A 20,838-nucleotide genomic window follows, 5' to 3' on the forward strand; every position below is an offset into this window, starting at 1 on the left:
TGAACTTGGAACACGTTGTTGGTGTTGTCGACATCGTCCGACAACAGCGTACCCGTCGCGGTGTTATCCGCCGCATCTTCGGTCACGTCGCCTGCGACATCGCCTGTGATGTCCGCGCCGTCGTTCGCACCATTGATGGTGATGGTCACCACCTGCTCGGTGCCGTCTTCCGATTTCACCGTGAAGGTTTCAGTCAGTGGCTCTGAGCCCACGTTCAACGCATCGACCGTCTCGTTGCTGTTATCCAGCTCGTAGGTCCACTCGCCATTCGCGTCCACACTGAACGTGCCGTAATCGCCCGCCACATCACTTTGAACTTGGAACACGTTGTTGGTGTTGTCGACATCGTCCGACAACAGCGTACCCGTCGCGGTGTTATCCGCCGCATCTTCGGTCACGTCGCCTGCGACATCGCCTGTGATGTCCGCGCCGTCGTTCGCACCATTGATGGTGATGGTCACCACCTGCTCGGTGCCGTCTTCCGATTTCACCGTGAAGGTTTCAGTCAGTGGCTCTGAGCCCACGTTCAACGCATCGACCGTCTCGTTGCTGTTATCCAGCTCGTAGGTCCACTCGCCATTCGCGTCCACACTGAACGTGCCGTAATCGCCCGCCACATCACTTTGAACTTGGAACACGTTGTTGGTGTTGTCGACATCGTCCGACAACAGCGTACCCGTCGCGGTGTTATCCGCCGCATCTTCGGTCACGTCGCCTGCGACATCGCCTGTGATGTCCGCGCCGTCGTTCGCACCATTGATGGTGATGGTCACCACCTGCTCGGTGCCGTCTTCCGATTTCACCGTGAAGGTTTCAGTCAGTGGCTCTGAGCCCACGTTCAACGCATCGACCGTCTCGTTGCTGTTATCCAGCTCGTAGGTCCACTCGCCATTCGCGTCCACACTGAACGTGCCGTAATCGCCCGCCACATCACTTTGAACTTGGAACACGTTGTTGGTGTTGTCGACATCGTCCGACAACAGCGTACCCGTCGCGGTGTTATCCGCCGCATCTTCGGTCACGTCGCCTGCGACATCGCCTGTGATGTCCGCGCCGTCGTTCGCACCATTGATGGTGATGGTCACCACCTGCTCGGTGCCGTCTTCCGATTTCACCGTGAAGGTTTCAGTCAGTGGCTCTGAGCCCACGTTCAACGCATCGACCGTCTCGTTGCTGTTATCCAGCTCGTAGGTCCACTCGCCATTCGCGTCCACACTGAACGTGCCGTAATCGCCCGCCACATCACTTTGAACTTGGAACACGTTGTTGGTGTTGTCGACATCGTCCGACAACAGCGTACCCGTCGCGGTGTTATCCGCCGCATCTTCGGTCACGTCGCCTGCGACATCGCCTGTGATGTCCGCGCCGTCGTTCGCACCATTGATGGTGATGGTCACCACCTGCTCGGTGCCGTCTTCCGATTTCACCGTGAAGGTTTCAGTCAGTGGCTCTGAGCCCACGTTCAACGCATCGACCGTCTCGTTGCTGTTATCCAGCTCGTAGGTCCACTCGCCATTCGCGTCCACACTGAACGTGCCGTAATCGCCCGCCACATCACTTTGAACTTGGAACACGTTGTTGGTGTTGTCGACATCGTCCGACAACAGCGTACCCGTCGCGGTGTTATCCGCCGCATCTTCGGTCACGTCGCCTGCGACATCGCCTGTGATGTCCGCGCCGTCGTTCGCACCATTGATGGTGATGGTCACCACCTGCTCGGTGCCGTCTTCCGATTTCACCGTGAAGGTTTCAGTCAGTGGCTCTGAGCCCACGTTCAACGCATCGACCGTCTCGTTGCTGTTATCCAGCTCGTAGGTCCACTCGCCATTCGCGTCCACACTGAACGTGCCGTAATCGCCCGCCACATCACTTTGAACTTGGAACACGTTGTTGGTGTTGTCGACATCGTCCGACAACAGCGTACCCGTCGCGGTGTTATCCGCCGCATCTTCGGTCACGTCGCCTGCGACATCGCCTGTGATGTCCGCGCCGTCGTTCGCACCATTGATGGTGATGGTCACCACCTGCTCGGTGCCGTCTTCCGATTTCACCGTGAAGGTTTCAGTCAGTGGCTCTGAGCCCACGTTCAACGCATCGACCGTCTCGTTGCTGTTATCCAGCTCGTAGGTCCACTCGCCATTCGCGTCCACACTGAACGTGCCGTAATCGCCCGCCACATCACTTTGAACTTGGAACACGTTGTTGGTGTTGTCGACATCGTCCGACAACAGCGTACCCGTCGCGGTGTTATCCGCCGCATCTTCGGTCACGTCGCCTGCGACATCGCCTGTGATGTCCGCGCCGTCGTTCGCACCATTGATGGTGATGGTCACCACCTGCTCGGTGCCGTCTTCCGATTTCACCGTGAAGGTTTCAGTCAGTGGCTCTGAGCCCACGTTCAACGCATCGACCGTCTCGTTGCTGTTATCCAGCTCGTAGGTCCACTCGCCATTCGCGTCCACACTGAACGTGCCGTAATCGCCCGCCACATCACTTTGAACTTGGAACACGTTGTTGGTGTTGTCGACATCGTCCGACAACAGCGTACCCGTCGCGGTGTTATCCGCCGCATCTTCGGTCACGTCGCCTGCGACATCGCCTGTGATGTCCGCGCCGTCGTTCGCACCATTGATGGTGATGGTCACCACCTGCTCGGTGCCGTCTTCCGATTTCACCGTGAAGGTTTCAGTCAGTGGCTCTGAGCCCACGTTCAACGCATCGACCGTCTCGTTGCTGTTATCCAGCTCGTAGGTCCACTCGCCATTCGCGTCCACACTGAACGTGCCGTAATCGCCCGCCACATCACTTTGAACTTGGAACACGTTGTTGGTGTTGTCGACATCGTCCGACAACAGCGTACCCGTCGCGGTGTTATCCGCCGCATCTTCGGTCACGTCGCCTGCGACATCGCCTGTGATGTCCGCGCCGTCGTTCGCACCATTGATGGTGATGGTCACCACCTGCTCGGTGCCGTCTTCCGATTTCACCGTGAAGGTTTCAGTCAGTGGCTCTGAGCCCACGTTCAACGCATCGACCGTCTCGTTGCTGTTATCCAGCTCGTAGGTCCACTCGCCATTCGCGTCCACACTGAACGTGCCGTAATCGCCCGCCACATCACTTTGAACTTGGAACACGTTGTTGGTGTTGTCGACATCGTCCGACAACAGCGTACCCGTCGCGGTGTTATCCGCCGCATCTTCGGTCACGTCGCCTGCGACATCGCCTGTGATGTCCGCGCCGTCGTTCGCACCATTGATGGTGATGGTCACCACCTGCTCGGTGCCGTCTTCCGATTTCACCGTGAAGGTTTCAGTCAGTGGCTCTGAGCCCACGTTCAACGCATCGACCGTCTCGTTGCTGTTATCCAGCTCGTAGGTCCACTCGCCATTCGCGTCCACACTGAACGTGCCGTAATCGCCCGCCACATCACTTTGAACTTGGAACACGTTGTTGGTGTTGTCGACATCGTCCGACAACAGCGTACCCGTCGCGGTGTTATCCGCCGCATCTTCGGTCACGTCGCCTGCGACATCGCCTGTGATGTCCGCGCCGTCGTTCGCACCATTGATGGTGATGGTCACCACCTGCTCGGTGCCGTCTTCCGATTTCACCGTGAAGGTTTCAGTCAGTGGCTCTGAGCCCACGTTCAACGCATCGACCGTCTCGTTGCTGTTATCCAGCTCGTAGGTCCACTCGCCATTCGCGTCCACACTGAACGTGCCGTAATCGCCCGCCACATCACTTTGAACTTGGAACACGTTGTTGGTGTTGTCGACATCGTCCGACAACAGCGTACCCGTCGCGGTGTTATCCGCCGCATCTTCGGTCACGTCGCCTGCGACATCGCCTGTGATGTCCGCGCCGTCGTTCGCACCATTGATGGTGATGGTCACCACCTGCTCGGTGCCGTCTTCCGATTTCACCGTGAAGGTTTCAGTCAGTGGCTCTGAGCCCACGTTCAACGCATCGACCGTCTCGTTGCTGTTATCCAGCTCGTAGGTCCACTCGCCATTCGCGTCCACACTGAACGTGCCGTAATCGCCCGCCACATCACTTTGAACTTGGAACACGTTGTTGGTGTTGTCGACATCGTCCGACAACAGCGTACCCGTCGCGGTGTTATCCGCCGCATCTTCGGTCACGTCGCCTGCGACATCGCCTGTGATGTCCGCGCCGTCGTTCGCACCATTGATGGTGATGGTCACCACCTGCTCGGTGCCGTCTTCCGATTTCACCGTGAAGGTTTCAGTCAGTGGCTCTGAGCCCACGTTCAACGCATCGACCGTCTCGTTGCTGTTATCCAGCTCGTAGGTCCACTCGCCATTCGCGTCCACACTGAACGTGCCGTAATCGCCCGCCACATCACTTTGAACTTGGAACACGTTGTTGGTGTTGTCGACATCGTCCGACAACAGCGTACCCGTCGCGGTGTTATCCGCCGCATCTTCGGTCACGTCGCCTGCGACATCGCCTGTGATGTCCGCGCCGTCGTTCGCACCATTGATGGTGATGGTCACCACCTGCTCGGTGCCGTCTTCCGATTTCACCGTGAAGGTTTCAGTCAGTGGCTCTGAGCCCACGTTCAACGCATCGACCGTCTCGTTGCTGTTATCCAGCTCGTAGGTCCACTCGCCATTCGCGTCCACACTGAACGTGCCGTAATCGCCCGCCACATCACTTTGAACTTGGAACACGTTGTTGGTGTTGTCGACATCGTCCGACAACAGCGTACCCGTCGCGGTGTTATCCGCCGCATCTTCGGTCACGTCGCCTGCGACATCGCCTGTGATGTCCGCGCCGTCGTTCGCACCATTGATGGTGATGGTCACCACCTGCTCGGTGCCGTCTTCCGATTTCACCGTGAAGGTTTCAGTCAGTGGCTCTGAGCCCACGTTCAACGCATCGACCGTCTCGTTGCTGTTATCCAGCTCGTAGGTCCACTCGCCATTCGCGTCCACACTGAACGTGCCGTAATCGCCCGCCACATCACTTTGAACTTGGAACACGTTGTTGGTGTTGTCGACATCGTCCGACAACAGCGTACCCGTCGCGGTGTTATCCGCCGCATCTTCGGTCACGTCGCCTGCGACATCGCCTGTGATGTCCGCGCCGTCGTTCGCACCATTGATGGTGATGGTCACCACCTGCTCGGTGCCGTCTTCCGATTTCACCGTGAAGGTTTCAGTCAGTGGCTCTGAGCCCACGTTCAACGCATCGACCGTCTCGTTGCTGTTATCCAGCTCGTAGGTCCACTCGCCATTCGCGTCCACACTGAACGTGCCGTAATCGCCCGCCACATCACTTTGAACTTGGAACACGTTGTTGGTGTTGTCGACATCGTCCGACAACAGCGTACCCGTCGCGGTGTTATCCGCCGCATCTTCGGTCACGTCGCCTGCGACATCGCCTGTGATGTCCGCGCCGTCGTTCGCACCATTGATGGTGATGGTCACCACCTGCTCGGTGCCGTCTTCCGATTTCACCGTGAAGGTTTCAGTCAGTGGCTCTGAGCCCACGTTCAACGCATCGACCGTCTCGTTGCTGTTATCCAGCTCGTAGGTCCACTCGCCATTCGCGTCCACACTGAACGTGCCGTAATCGCCCGCCACATCACTTTGAACTTGGAACACGTTGTTGGTGTTGTCGACATCGTCCGACAACAGCGTACCCGTCGCGGTGTTATCCGCCGCATCTTCGGTCACGTCGCCTGCGACATCGCCTGTGATGTCCGCGCCGTCGTTCGCACCATTGATGGTGATGGTCACCACCTGCTCGGTGCCGTCTTCCGATTTCACCGTGAAGGTTTCAGTCAGTGGCTCTGAGCCCACGTTCAACGCATCGACCGTCTCGTTGCTGTTATCCAGCTCGTAGGTCCACTCGCCATTCGCGTCCACACTGAACGTGCCGTAATCGCCCGCCACATCACTTTGAACTTGGAACACGTTGTTGGTGTTGTCGACATCGTCCGACAACAGCGTACCCGTCGCGGTGTTATCCGCCGCATCTTCGGTCACGTCGCCTGCGACATCGCCTGTGATGTCCGCGCCGTCGTTCGCACCATTGATGGTGATGGTCACCACCTGCTCGGTGCCGTCTTCCGATTTCACCGTGAAGGTTTCAGTCAGTGGCTCTGAGCCCACGTTCAACGCATCGACCGTCTCGTTGCTGTTATCCAGCTCGTAGGTCCACTCGCCATTCGCGTCCACACTGAACGTGCCGTAATCGCCCGCCACATCACTTTGAACTTGGAACACGTTGTTGGTGTTGTCGACATCGTCCGACAACAGCGTACCCGTCGCGGTGTTATCCGCCGCATCTTCGGTCACGTCGCCTGCGACATCGCCTGTGATGTCCGCGCCGTCGTTCGCACCATTGATGGTGATGGTCACCACCTGCTCGGTGCCGTCTTCCGATTTCACCGTGAAGGTTTCAGTCAGTGGCTCTGAGCCCACGTTCAACGCATCGACCGTCTCGTTGCTGTTATCCAGCTCGTAGGTCCACTCGCCATTCGCGTCCACACTGAACGTGCCGTAATCGCCCGCCACATCACTTTGAACTTGGAACACGTTGTTGGTGTTGTCGACATCGTCCGACAACAGCGTACCCGTCGCGGTGTTATCCGCCGCATCTTCGGTCACGTCGCCTGCGACATCGCCTGTGATGTCCGCGCCGTCGTTCGCACCATTGATGGTGATGGTCACCACCTGCTCGGTGCCGTCTTCCGATTTCACCGTGAAGGTTTCAGTCAGTGGCTCTGAGCCCACGTTCAACGCATCGACCGTCTCGTTGCTGTTATCCAGCTCGTAGGTCCACTCGCCATTCGCGTCCACACTGAACGTGCCGTAATCGCCCGCCACATCACTTTGAACTTGGAACACGTTGTTGGTGTTGTCGACATCGTCCGACAACAGCGTACCCGTCGCGGTGTTATCCGCCGCATCTTCGGTCACGTCGCCTGCGACATCGCCTGTGATGTCCGCGCCGTCGTTCGCACCATTGATGGTGATGGTCACCACCTGCTCGGTGCCGTCTTCCGATTTCACCGTGAAGGTTTCAGTCAGTGGCTCTGAGCCCACGTTCAACGCATCGACCGTCTCGTTGCTGTTATCCAGCTCGTAGGTCCACTCGCCATTCGCGTCCACACTGAACGTGCCGTAATCGCCCGCCACATCACTTTGAACTTGGAACACGTTGTTGGTGTTGTCGACATCGTCCGACAACAGCGTACCCGTCGCGGTGTTATCCGCCGCATCTTCGGTCACGTCGCCTGCGACATCGCCTGTGATGTCCGCGCCGTCGTTCGCACCATTGATGGTGATGGTCACCACCTGCTCGGTGCCGTCTTCCGATTTCACCGTGAAGGTTTCAGTCAGTGGCTCTGAGCCCACGTTCAACGCATCGACCGTCTCGTTGCTGTTATCCAGCTCGTAGGTCCACTCGCCATTCGCGTCCACACTGAACGTGCCGTAATCGCCCGCCACATCACTTTGAACTTGGAACACGTTGTTGGTGTTGTCGACATCGTCCGACAACAGCGTACCCGTCGCGGTGTTATCCGCCGCATCTTCGGTCACGTCGCCTGCGACATCGCCTGTGATGTCCGCGCCGTCGTTCGCACCATTGATGGTGATGGTCACCACCTGCTCGGTGCCGTCTTCCGATTTCACCGTGAAGGTTTCAGTCAGTGGCTCTGAGCCCACGTTCAACGCATCGACCGTCTCGTTGCTGTTATCCAGCTCGTAGGTCCACTCGCCATTCGCGTCCACACTGAACGTGCCGTAATCGCCCGCCACATCACTTTGAACTTGGAACACGTTGTTGGTGTTGTCGACATCGTCCGACAACAGCGTACCCGTCGCGGTGTTATCCGCCGCATCTTCGGTCACGTCGCCTGCGACATCGCCTGTGATGTCCGCGCCGTCGTTCGCACCATTGATGGTGATGGTCACCACCTGCTCGGTGCCGTCTTCCGATTTCACCGTGAAGGTTTCAGTCAGTGGCTCTGAGCCCACGTTCAACGCATCGACCGTCTCGTTGCTGTTATCCAGCTCGTAGGTCCACTCGCCATTCGCGTCCACACTGAACGTGCCGTAATCGCCCGCCACATCACTTTGAACTTGGAACACGTTGTTGGTGTTGTCGACATCGTCCGACAACAGCGTACCCGTCGCGGTGTTATCCGCCGCATCTTCGGTCACGTCGCCTGCGACATCGCCTGTGATGTCCGCGCCGTCGTTCGCACCATTGATGGTGATGGTCACCACCTGCTCGGTGCCGTCTTCCGATTTCACCGTGAAGGTTTCAGTCAGTGGCTCTGAGCCCACGTTCAACGCATCGACCGTCTCGTTGCTGTTATCCAGCTCGTAGGTCCACTCGCCATTCGCGTCCACACTGAACGTGCCGTAATCGCCCGCCACATCACTTTGAACTTGGAACACGTTGTTGGTGTTGTCGACATCGTCCGACAACAGCGTACCCGTCGCGGTGTTATCCGCCGCATCTTCGGTCACGTCGCCTGCGACATCGCCTGTGATGTCCGCGCCGTCGTTCGCACCATTGATGGTGATGGTCACCACCTGCTCGGTGCCGTCTTCCGATTTCACCGTGAAGGTTTCAGTCAGTGGCTCTGAGCCCACGTTCAACGCATCGACCGTCTCGTTGCTGTTATCCAGCTCGTAGGTCCACTCGCCATTCGCGTCCACACTGAACGTGCCGTAATCGCCCGCCACATCACTTTGAACTTGGAACACGTTGTTGGTGTTGTCGACATCGTCCGACAACAGCGTACCCGTCGCGGTGTTATCCGCCGCATCTTCGGTCACGTCGCCTGCGACATCGCCTGTGATGTCCGCGCCGTCGTTCGCACCATTGATGGTGATGGTCACCACCTGCTCGGTGCCGTCTTCCGATTTCACCGTGAAGGTTTCAGTCAGTGGCTCTGAGCCCACGTTCAACGCATCGACCGTCTCGTTGCTGTTATCCAGCTCGTAGGTCCACTCGCCATTCGCGTCCACACTGAACGTGCCGTAATCGCCCGCCACATCACTTTGAACTTGGAACACGTTGTTGGTGTTGTCGACATCGTCCGACAACAGCGTACCCGTCGCGGTGTTATCCGCCGCATCTTCGGTCACGTCGCCTGCGACATCGCCTGTGATGTCCGCGCCGTCGTTCGCACCATTGATGGTGATGGTCACCACCTGCTCGGTGCCGTCTTCCGATTTCACCGTGAAGGTTTCAGTCAGTGGCTCTGAGCCCACGTTCAACGCATCGACCGTCTCGTTGCTGTTATCCAGCTCGTAGGTCCACTCGCCATTCGCGTCCACACTGAACGTGCCGTAATCGCCCGCCACATCACTTTGAACTTGGAACACGTTGTTGGTGTTGTCGACATCGTCCGACAACAGCGTACCCGTCGCGGTGTTATCCGCCGCATCTTCGGTCACGTCGCCTGCGACATCGCCTGTGATGTCCGCGCCGTCGTTCGCACCATTGATGGTGATGGTCACCACCTGCTCGGTGCCGTCTTCCGATTTCACCGTGAAGGTTTCAGTCAGTGGCTCTGAGCCCACGTTCAACGCATCGACCGTCTCGTTGCTGTTATCCAGCTCGTAGGTCCACTCGCCATTCGCGTCCACACTGAACGTGCCGTAATCGCCCGCCACATCACTTTGAACTTGGAACACGTTGTTGGTGTTGTCGACATCGTCCGACAACAGCGTACCCGTCGCGGTGTTATCCGCCGCATCTTCGGTCACGTCGCCTGCGACATCGCCTGTGATGTCCGCGCCGTCGTTCGCACCATTGATGGTGATGGTCACCACCTGCTCGGTGCCGTCTTCCGATTTCACCGTGAAGGTTTCAGTCAGTGGCTCTGAGCCCACGTTCAACGCATCGACCGTCTCGTTGCTGTTATCCAGCTCGTAGGTCCACTCGCCATTCGCGTCCACACTGAACGTGCCGTAATCGCCCGCCACATCACTTTGAACTTGGAACACGTTGTTGGTGTTGTCGACATCGTCCGACAACAGCGTACCCGTCGCGGTGTTATCCGCCGCATCTTCGGTCACGTCGCCTGCGACATCGCCTGTGATGTCCGCGCCGTCGTTCGCACCATTGATGGTGATGGTCACCACCTGCTCGGTGCCGTCTTCCGATTTCACCGTGAAGGTTTCAGTCAGTGGCTCTGAGCCCACGTTCAACGCATCGACCGTCTCGTTGCTGTTATCCAGCTCGTAGGTCCACTCGCCATTCGCGTCCACACTGAACGTGCCGTAATCGCCCGCCACATCACTTTGAACTTGGAACACGTTGTTGGTGTTGTCGACATCGTCCGACAACAGCGTACCCGTCGCGGTGTTATCCGCCGCATCTTCGGTCACGTCGCCTGCGACATCGCCTGTGATGTCCGCGCCGTCGTTCGCACCATTGATGGTGATGGTCACCACCTGCTCGGTGCCGTCTTCCGATTTCACCGTGAAGGTTTCAGTCAGTGGCTCTGAGCCCACGTTCAACGCATCGACCGTCTCGTTGCTGTTATCCAGCTCGTAGGTCCACTCGCCATTCGCGTCCACACTGAACGTGCCGTAATCGCCCGCCACATCACTTTGAACTTGGAACACGTTGTTGGTGTTGTCGACATCGTCCGACAACAGCGTACCCGTCGCGGTGTTATCCGCCGCATCTTCGGTCACGTCGCCTGCGACATCGCCTGTGATGTCCGCGCCGTCGTTCGCACCATTGATGGTGATGGTCACCACCTGCTCGGTGCCGTCTTCCGATTTCACCGTGAAGGTTTCAGTCAGTGGCTCTGAGCCCACGTTCAACGCATCGACCGTCTCGTTGCTGTTATCCAGCTCGTAGGTCCACTCGCCATTCGCGTCCACACTGAACGTGCCGTAATCGCCCGCCACATCACTTTGAACTTGGAACACGTTGTTGGTGTTGTCGACATCGTCCGACAACAGCGTACCCGTCGCGGTGTTATCCGCCGCATCTTCGGTCACGTCGCCTGCGACATCGCCTGTGATGTCCGCGCCGTCGTTCGCACCATTGATGGTGATGGTCACCACCTGCTCGGTGCCGTCTTCCGATTTCACCGTGAAGGTTTCAGTCAGTGGCTCTGAGCCCACGTTCAACGCATCGACCGTCTCGTTGCTGTTATCCAGCTCGTAGGTCCACTCGCCATTCGCGTCCACACTGAACGTGCCGTAATCGCCCGCCACATCACTTTGAACTTGGAACACGTTGTTGGTGTTGTCGACATCGTCCGACAACAGCGTACCCGTCGCGGTGTTATCCGCCGCATCTTCGGTCACGTCGCCTGCGACATCGCCTGTGATGTCCGCGCCGTCGTTCGCACCATTGATGGTGATGGTCACCACCTGCTCGGTGCCGTCTTCCGATTTCACCGTGAAGGTTTCAGTCAGTGGCTCTGAGCCCACGTTCAACGCATCGACCGTCTCGTTGCTGTTATCCAGCTCGTAGGTCCACTCGCCATTCGCGTCCACACTGAACGTGCCGTAATCGCCCGCCACATCACTTTGAACTTGGAACACGTTGTTGGTGTTGTCGACATCGTCCGACAACAGCGTACCCGTCGCGGTGTTATCCGCCGCATCTTCGGTCACGTCGCCTGCGACATCGCCTGTGATGTCCGCGCCGTCGTTCGCACCATTGATGGTGATGGTCACCACCTGCTCGGTGCCGTCTTCCGATTTCACCGTGAAGGTTTCAGTCAGTGGCTCTGAGCCCACGTTCAACGCATCGACCGTCTCGTTGCTGTTATCCAGCTCGTAGGTCCACTCGCCATTCGCGTCCACACTGAACGTGCCGTAATCGCCCGCCACATCACTTTGAACTTGGAACACGTTGTTGGTGTTGTCGACATCGTCCGACAACAGCGTACCCGTCGCGGTGTTATCCGCCGCATCTTCGGTCACGTCGCCTGCGACATCGCCTGTGATGTCCGCGCCGTCGTTCGCACCATTGATGGTGATGGTCACCACCTGCTCGGTGCCGTCTTCCGATTTCACCGTGAAGGTTTCAGTCAGTGGCTCTGAGCCCACGTTCAACGCATCGACCGTCTCGTTGCTGTTATCCAGCTCGTAGGTCCACTCGCCATTCGCGTCCACACTGAACGTGCCGTAATCGCCCGCCACATCACTTTGAACTTGGAACACGTTGTTGGTGTTGTCGACATCGTCCGACAACAGCGTACCCGTCGCGGTGTTATCCGCCGCATCTTCGGTCACGTCGCCTGCGACATCGCCTGTGATGTCCGCGCCGTCGTTCGCACCATTGATGGTGATGGTCACCACCTGCTCGGTGCCGTCTTCCGATTTCACCGTGAAGGTTTCAGTCAGTGGCTCTGAGCCCACGTTCAACGCATCGACCGTCTCGTTGCTGTTATCCAGCTCGTAGGTCCACTCGCCATTCGCGTCCACACTGAACGTGCCGTAATCGCCCGCCACATCACTTTGAACTTGGAACACGTTGTTGGTGTTGTCGACATCGTCCGACAACAGCGTACCCGTCGCGGTGTTATCCGCCGCATCTTCGGTCACGTCGCCTGCGACATCGCCTGTGATGTCCGCGCCGTCGTTCGCACCATTGATGGTGATGGTCACCACCTGCTCGGTGCCGTCTTCCGATTTCACCGTGAAGGTTTCAGTCAGTGGCTCTGAGCCCACGTTCAACGCATCGACCGTCTCGTTGCTGTTATCCAGCTCGTAGGTCCACTCGCCATTCGCGTCCACACTGAACGTGCCGTAATCGCCCGCCACATCACTTTGAACTTGGAACACGTTGTTGGTGTTGTCGACATCGTCCGACAACAGCGTACCCGTCGCGGTGTTATCCGCCGCATCTTCGGTCACGTCGCCTGCGACATCGCCTGTGATGTCCGCGCCGTCGTTCGCACCATTGATGGTGATGGTCACCACCTGCTCGGTGCCGTCTTCCGATTTCACCGTGAAGGTTTCAGTCAGTGGCTCTGAGCCCACGTTCAACGCATCGACCGTCTCGTTGCTGTTATCCAGCTCGTAGGTCCACTCGCCATTCGCGTCCACACTGAACGTGCCGTAATCGCCCGCCACATCACTTTGAACTTGGAACACGTTGTTGGTGTTGTCGACATCGTCCGACAACAGCGTACCCGTCGCGGTGTTATCCGCCGCATCTTCGGTCACGTCGCCTGCGACATCGCCTGTGATGTCCGCGCCGTCGTTCGCACCATTGATGGTGATGGTCACCACCTGCTCGGTGCCGTCTTCCGATTTCACCGTGAAGGTTTCAGTCAGTGGCTCTGAGCCCACGTTCAACGCATCGACCGTCTCGTTGCTGTTATCCAGCTCGTAGGTCCACTCGCCATTCGCGTCCACACTGAACGTGCCGTAATCGCCCGCCACATCACTTTGAACTTGGAACACGTTGTTGGTGTTGTCGACATCGTCCGACAACAGCGTACCCGTCGCGGTGTTATCCGCCGCATCTTCGGTCACGTCGCCTGCGACATCGCCTGTGATGTCCGCGCCGTCGTTCGCACCATTGATGGTGATGGTCACCACCTGCTCGGTGCCGTCTTCCGATTTCACCGTGAAGGTTTCAGTCAGTGGCTCTGAGCCCACGTTCAACGCATCGACCGTCTCGTTGCTGTTATCCAGCTCGTAGGTCCACTCGCCATTCGCGTCCACACTGAACGTGCCGTAATCGCCCGCCACATCACTTTGAACTTGGAACACGTTGTTGGTGTTGTCGACATCGTCCGACAACAGCGTACCCGTCGCGGTGTTATCCGCCGCATCTTCGGTCACGTCGCCTGCGACATCGCCTGTGATGTCCGCGCCGTCGTTCGCACCATTGATGGTGATGGTCACCACCTGCTCGGTGCCGTCTTCCGATTTCACCGTGAAGGTTTCAGTCAGTGGCTCTGAGCCCACGTTCAACGCATCGACCGTCTCGTTGCTGTTATCCAGCTCGTAGGTCCACTCGCCATTCGCGTCCACACTGAACGTGCCGTAATCGCCCGCCACATCACTTTGAACTTGGAACACGTTGTTGGTGTTGTCGACATCGTCCGACAACAGCGTACCCGTCGCGGTGTTATCCGCCGCATCTTCGGTCACGTCGCCTGCGACATCGCCTGTGATGTCCGCGCCGTCGTTCGCACCATTGATGGTGATGGTCACCACCTGCTCGGTGCCGTCTTCCGATTTCACCGTGAAGGTTTCAGTCAGTGGCTCTGAGCCCACGTTCAACGCATCGACCGTCTCGTTGCTGTTATCCAGCTCGTAGGTCCACTCGCCATTCGCGTCCACACTGAACGTGCCGTAATCGCCCGCCACATCACTTTGAACTTGGAACACGTTGTTGGTGTTGTCGACATCGTCCGACAACAGCGTACCCGTCGCGGTGTTATCCGCCGCATCTTCGGTCACGTCGCCTGCGACATCGCCTGTGATGTCCGCGCCGTCGTTCGCACCATTGATGGTGATGGTCACCACCTGCTCGGTGCCGTCTTCCGATTTCACCGTGAAGGTTTCAGTCAGTGGCTCTGAGCCCACGTTCAACGCATCGACCGTCTCGTTGCTGTTATCCAGCTCGTAGGTCCACTCGCCATTCGCGTCCACACTGAACGTGCCGTAATCGCCCGCCACATCACTTTGAACTTGGAACACGTTGTTGGTGTTGTCGACATCGTCCGACAACAGCGTACCCGTCGCGGTGTTATCCGCCGCATCTTCGGTCACGTCGCCTGCGACATCGCCTGTGATGTCCGCGCCGTCGTTCGCACCATTGATGGTGATGGTCACCACCTGCTCGGTGCCGTCTTCCGATTTCACCGTGAAGGTTTCAGTCAGTGGCTCTGAGCCCACGTTCAACGCATCGACCGTCTCGTTGCTGTTATCCAGCTCGTAGGTCCACTCGCCATTCGCGTCCACACTGAACGTGCCGTAATCGCCCGCCACATCACTTTGAACTTGGAACACGTTGTTGGTGTTGTCGACATCGTCCGACAACAGCGTACCCGTCGCGGTGTTATCCGCCGCATCTTCGGTCACGTCGCCTGCGACATCGCCTGTGATGTCCGCGCCGTCGTTCGCACCATTGATGGTGATGGTCACCACCTGCTCGGTGCCGTCTTCCGATTTCACCGTGAAGGTTTCAGTCAGTGGCTCTGAGCCCACGTTCAACGCATCGACCGTCTCGTTGCTGTTATCCAGCTCGTAGGTCCACTCGCCATTCGCGTCCACACTGAACGTGCCGTAATCGCCCGCCACATCACTTTGAACTTGGAACACGTTGTTGGTGTTGTCGACATCGTCCGACAACAGCGTACCCGTCGCGGTGTTATCCGCCGCATCTTCGGTCACGTCGCCTGCGACATCGCCTGTGATGTCCGCGCCGTCGTTCGCACCATTGATGGTGATGGTCACCACCTGCTCGGTGCCGTCTTCCGATTTCACCGTGAAGGTTTCAGTCAGTGGCTCTGAGCCCACGTTCAACGCATCGACCGTCTCGTTGCTGTTATCCAGCTCGTAGGTCCACTCGCCATTCGCGTCCACACTGAACGTGCCGTAATCGCCCGCCACATCACTTTGAACTTGGAACACGTTGTTGGTGTTGTCGACATCGTCCGACAACAGCGTACCCGTCGCGGTGTTATCCGCCGCATCTTCGGTCACGTCGCCTGCGACATCGCCTGTGATGTCCGCGCCGTCGTTCGCACCATTGATGGTGATGGTCACCACCTGCTCGGTGCCGTCTTCCGATTTCACCGTGAAGGTTTCAGTCAGTGGCTCTGAGCCCACGTTCAACGCATCGACCGTCTCGTTGCTGTTATCCAGCTCGTAGGTCCACTCGCCATTCGCGTCCACACTGAACGTGCCGTAATCGCCCGCCACATCACTTTGAACTTGGAACACGTTGTTGGTGTTGTCGACATCGTCCGACAACAGCGTACCCGTCGCGGTGTTATCCGCCGCATCTTCGGTCACGTCGCCTGCGACATCGCCTGTGATGTCCGCGCCGTCGTTCGCACCATTGATGGTGATGGTCACCACCTGCTCGGTGCCGTCTTCCGATTTCACCGTGAAGGTTTCAGTCAGTGGCTCTGAGCCCACGTTCAACGCATCGACCGTCTCGTTGCTGTTATCCAGCTCGTAGGTCCACTCGCCATTCGCGTCCACACTGAACGTGCCGTAATCGCCCGCCACATCACTTTGAACTTGGAACACGTTGTTGGTGTTGTCGACATCGTCCGACAACAGCGTACCCGTCGCGGTGTTATCCGCCGCATCTTCGGTCACGTCGCCTGCGACATCGCCTGTGATGTCCGCGCCGTCGTTCGCACCATTGATGGTGATGGTCACCACCTGCTCGGTGCCGTCTTCCGATTTCACCGTGAAGGTTTCAGTCAGTGGCTCTGAGCCCACGTTCAACGCATCGACCGTCTCGTTGCTGTTATCCAGCTCGTAGGTCCACTCGCCATTCGCGTCCACACTGAACGTGCCGTAATCGCCCGCCACATCACTTTGAACTTGGAACACGTTGTTGGTGTTGTCGACATCGTCCGACAACAGCGTACCCGTCGCGGTGTTATCCGCCGCATCTTCGGTCACGTCGCCTGCGACATCGCCTGTGATGTCCGCGCCGTCGTTCGCACCATTGATGGTGATGGTCACCACCTGCTCGGTGCCGTCTTCCGATTTCACCGTGAAGGTTTCAGTCAGTGGCTCTGAGCCCACGTTCAACGCATCGACCGTCTCGTTGCTGTTATCCAGCTCGTAGGTCCACTCGCCATTCGCGTCCACACTGAACGTGCCGTAATCGCCCGCCACATCACTTTGAACTTGGAACACGTTGTTGGTGTTGTCGACATCGTCCGACAACAGCGTACCCGTCGCGGTGTTATCCGCCGCATCTTCGGTCACGTCGCCTGCGACATCGCCTGTGATGTCCGCGCCGTCGTTCGCACCATTGATGGTGATGGTCACCACCTGCTCGGTGCCGTCTTCCGATTTCACCGTGAAGGTTTCAGTCAGTGGCTCTGAGCCCACGTTCAACGCATCGACCGTCTCGTTGCTGTTATCCAGCTCGTAGGTCCACTCGCCATTCGCGTCCACACTGAACGTGCCGTAATCGCCCGCCACATCACTTTGAACTTGGAACACGTTGTTGGTGTTGTCGACATCGTCCGACAACAGCGTACCCGTCGCGGTGTTATCCGCCGCATCTTCGGTCACGTCGCCTGCGACATCGCCTGTGATGTCCGCGCCGTCGTTCGCACCATTGATGGTGATGGTCACCACCTGCTCGGTGCCGTCTTCCGATTTCACCGTGAAGGTTTCAGTCAGTGGCTCTGAGCCCACGTTCAACGCATCGACCGTCTCGTTGCTGTTATCCAGCTCGTAGGTCCACTCGCCATTCGCGTCCACACTGAACGTGCCGTAATCGCCCGCCACATCACTTTGAACTTGGAACACGTTGTTGGTGTTGTCGACATCGTCCGACAACAGCGTACCCGTCGCGGTGTTATCCGCCGCATCTTCGGTCACGTCGCCTGCGACATCGCCTGTGATGTCCGCGCCGTCGTTCGCACCATTGATGGTGATGGTCACCACCTGCTCGGTGCCGTCTTCCGATTTCACCGTGAAGGTTTCAGTCAGTGGCTCTGAGCCCACGTTCAACGCATCGACCGTCTCGTTGCTGTTATCCAGCTCGTAGGTCCACTCGCCATTCGCGTCCACACTGAACGTGCCGTAATCGCCCGCCACATCACTTTGAACTTGGAACACGTTGTTGGTGTTGTCGACATCGTCCGACAACAGCGTACCCGTCGCGGTGTTATCCGCCGCATCTTCGGTCACGTCGCCTGCGACATCGCCTGTGATGTCCGCGCCGTCGTTCGCACCATTGATGGTGATGGTCACCACCTGCTCGGTGCCGTCTTCCGATTTCACCGTGAAGGTTTCAGTCAGTGGCTCTGAGCCCACGTTCAACGCATCGACCGTCTCGTTGCTGTTATCCAGCTCGTAGGTCCACTCGCCATTCGCGTCCACACTGAACGTGCCGTAATCGCCCGCCACATCACTTTGAACTTGGAACACGTTGTTGGTGTTGTCGACATCGTCCGACAACAGCGTACCCGTCGCGGTGTTATCCGCCGCATCTTCGGTCACGTCGCCTGCGACATCGCCTGTGATGTCCGCGCCGTCGTTCGCACCATTGATGGTGATGGTCACCACCTGCTCGGTGCCGTCTTCCGATTTCACCGTGAAGGTTTCAGTCAGTGGCTCTGAGCCCACGTTCAACGCATCGACCGTCTCGTTGCTGTTATCCAGCTCGTAGGTCCACTCGCCATTCGCGTCCACACTGAACGTGCCGTAATCGCCCGCCACATCACTTTGAACTTGGAACACGTTGTTGGTGTTGTCGACATCGTCCGACAACAGCGTACCCGTCGCGGTGTTATCCGCCGCATCTTCGGTCACGTCGCCTGCGACATCGCCTGTGATGTCCGCGCCGTCGTTCGCACCATTGATGGTGATGGTCACCACCTGCTCGGTGCCGTCTTCCGATTTCACCGTGAAGGTTTCAGTCAGTGGCTCTGAGCCCACGTTCAACGCATCGACCGTCTCGTTGCTGTTATCCAGCTCGTAGGTCCACTCGCCATTCGCGTCCACACTGAACGTGCCGTAATCGCCCGCCACATCACTTTGAACTTGGAACACGTTGTTGGTGTTGTCGACATCGTCCGACAACAGCGTACCCGTCGCGGTGTTATCCGCCGCATCTTCGGTCACGTCGCCTGCGACATCGCCTGTGATGTCCGCGCCGTCGTTCGCACCATTGATGGTGATGGTCACCACCTGCTCGGTGCCGTCTTCCGATTTCACCGTGAAGGTTTCAGTCAGTGGCTCTGAGCCCACGTTCAACGCATCGACCGTCTCGTTGCTGTTATCCAGCTCGTAGGTCCACTCGCCATTCGCGTCCACACTGAACGTGCCGTAATCGCCCGCCACATCACTTTGAACTTGGAACACGTTGTTGGTGTTGTCGACATCGTCCGACAACAGCGTACCCGTCGCGGTGTTATCCGCCGCATCTTCGGTCACGTCGCCTGCGACATCGCCTGTGATGTCCGCGCCGTCGTTCGCACCATTGATGGTGATGGTCACCACCTGCTCGGTGCCGTCTTCCGATTTCACCGTGAAGGTTTCAGTCAGTGGCTCTGAGCCCACGTTCAACGCATCGACCGTCTCGTTGCTGTTATCCAGCTCGTAGGTCCACTCGCCATTCGCGTCCACACTGAACGTGCCGTAATCGCCCGCCACATCACTTTGAACTTGGAACACGTTGTTGGTGTTGTCGACATCGTCCGACAACAGCGTACCCGTCGCGGTGTTATCCGCCGCATCGGTTTCAGAGGCCACGACCTCTGTGTCGCCTGCGATCGTCGCCGCATCGTTCGTGCCCGTCACTGTGATGGTGATCGTTTGGGTGTCTGTGCCACCGTTGCCATCGTCTACTAGGACTGTCACTTCAACGTCTGTCGTTTCGCCTACCGCTAGTGAGTCGTAAGCCGCATTCGTTGGATCGAACGTCCAAGCATTTCCTGTCAACGTGAAGCCTGCTGGCGTTTTACCAGACACGCTGTAAGTCAGGGTATCTGTCGCATCAACATCCGTCGCCGTAACCGTGCCGCTTATCTCATCGCCACCTTCGGTCGCGCCTGTCTCAACATCCGCCGCCGCAACTGGCGCATCGTTAACTGGAGTCACACCAACATTGACCGTCAATGTATCTGTACCGCCTTGACCGTCAGACACGACGACGGTGAAGCTATCGCTACCGTTGTAATCAGCATTTGGTGTGTAGGTCCAGTTTCCGTTTTCATCAACGGTCACTGAGCCATTAGATGGTTCGCTGCCTTTTGAGAAGCTTAGTGAGTCATTGTCACCATCTGATGCAGAAAGAGACCCGCTGACTGACGTATCTTCGTCAGTCGTGACGGCAACACTGTCACCGAGTGGGTCGCCATTGCTATCAACAAGAGTTGGGGTGTCATTAACTGGAGTCACACCAACATTCACGGTCAGTGTATCTGTACCGCCTTGGCCATCAGACACAACTACCGTGAAACTATCATTGCCGTTGAAGTCATTATCTGGTGTGTACGTCCAGCTACCGTCGTTATTTAGAACAACGGAACCATTGTTTGAGGATTGAGAAAGCGAGAACGTCAAAGCATCACTGTCTTCGTCAAGAACATTAAAAATACCACTAACAGGTGTATCTTCATCTGTCGTAAAGGTGACGACGTCACTAGCTTCAGCATTGTTTGAGTCAACAAAAGATGGGTTGCTATTTAAAGGCGTTGCTGCTTCAGTCAATGAACGATAAGCGTCAAGTAGACTTAGGCTTTGAGTTCGAGATAAGCCCAATGATTCGAAACCCGTAGTAATGAACTCTGTACCAGGGATAGTTTCTTCACCGTCGCGCTCAATAGTCCCGCTACTTACTAGGCTTGAACCACTTTCACCTGCTGCCGTTGCGAACTCCTCACCTAGCTCGGTCGGGTCTTGACCTTCTTCTAATGCGGCAAAGATATTCGCGATATCTTGGTCGAGCTCAATTTCGCCTTCTTCTGATGAGAAGCGTTTTGCCGATACCTGAGGTTCATTGGACCCGTTCTGAGATTCAAGAACGACATCCCCTGCTTGTAGTGGTTGGCCTTCTTCTAAGACTTTAATCGTACCATCTACCGAGATAACAATGCGCTGGCCAAGTGCTAATGCACCACCCAAATTCAATGTTGTCATGTCCATATAAACC

1 protein-coding gene (running past one end of the window) is annotated in these 20,838 nt (G+C 57.4%); it reads right to left on the reverse strand.

Features of this window, described 5'->3' with window-relative positions; all coding sequences use genetic code 11:
* On the reverse strand, window positions 1-20,831 hold the 5' portion of the coding sequence (locus OC193_RS08485) for a VCBS domain-containing protein (protein WP_261978624.1). The gene continues 19,816 nt to the left of window position 1, outside the view; only the first 20,831 of its 40,647 coding nucleotides appear in the window; the start codon lies at window positions 20,829-20,831; its stop codon lies off the left edge, out of view.
* Window positions 20,832-20,838: the final 7 nt, after the last annotated feature.

This window comes from Vibrio crassostreae, from assembly GCF_024347415.1.
In the GTDB taxonomy this organism is placed as follows: Bacteria; Pseudomonadota; Gammaproteobacteria; order Enterobacterales; family Vibrionaceae; genus Vibrio; species Vibrio crassostreae.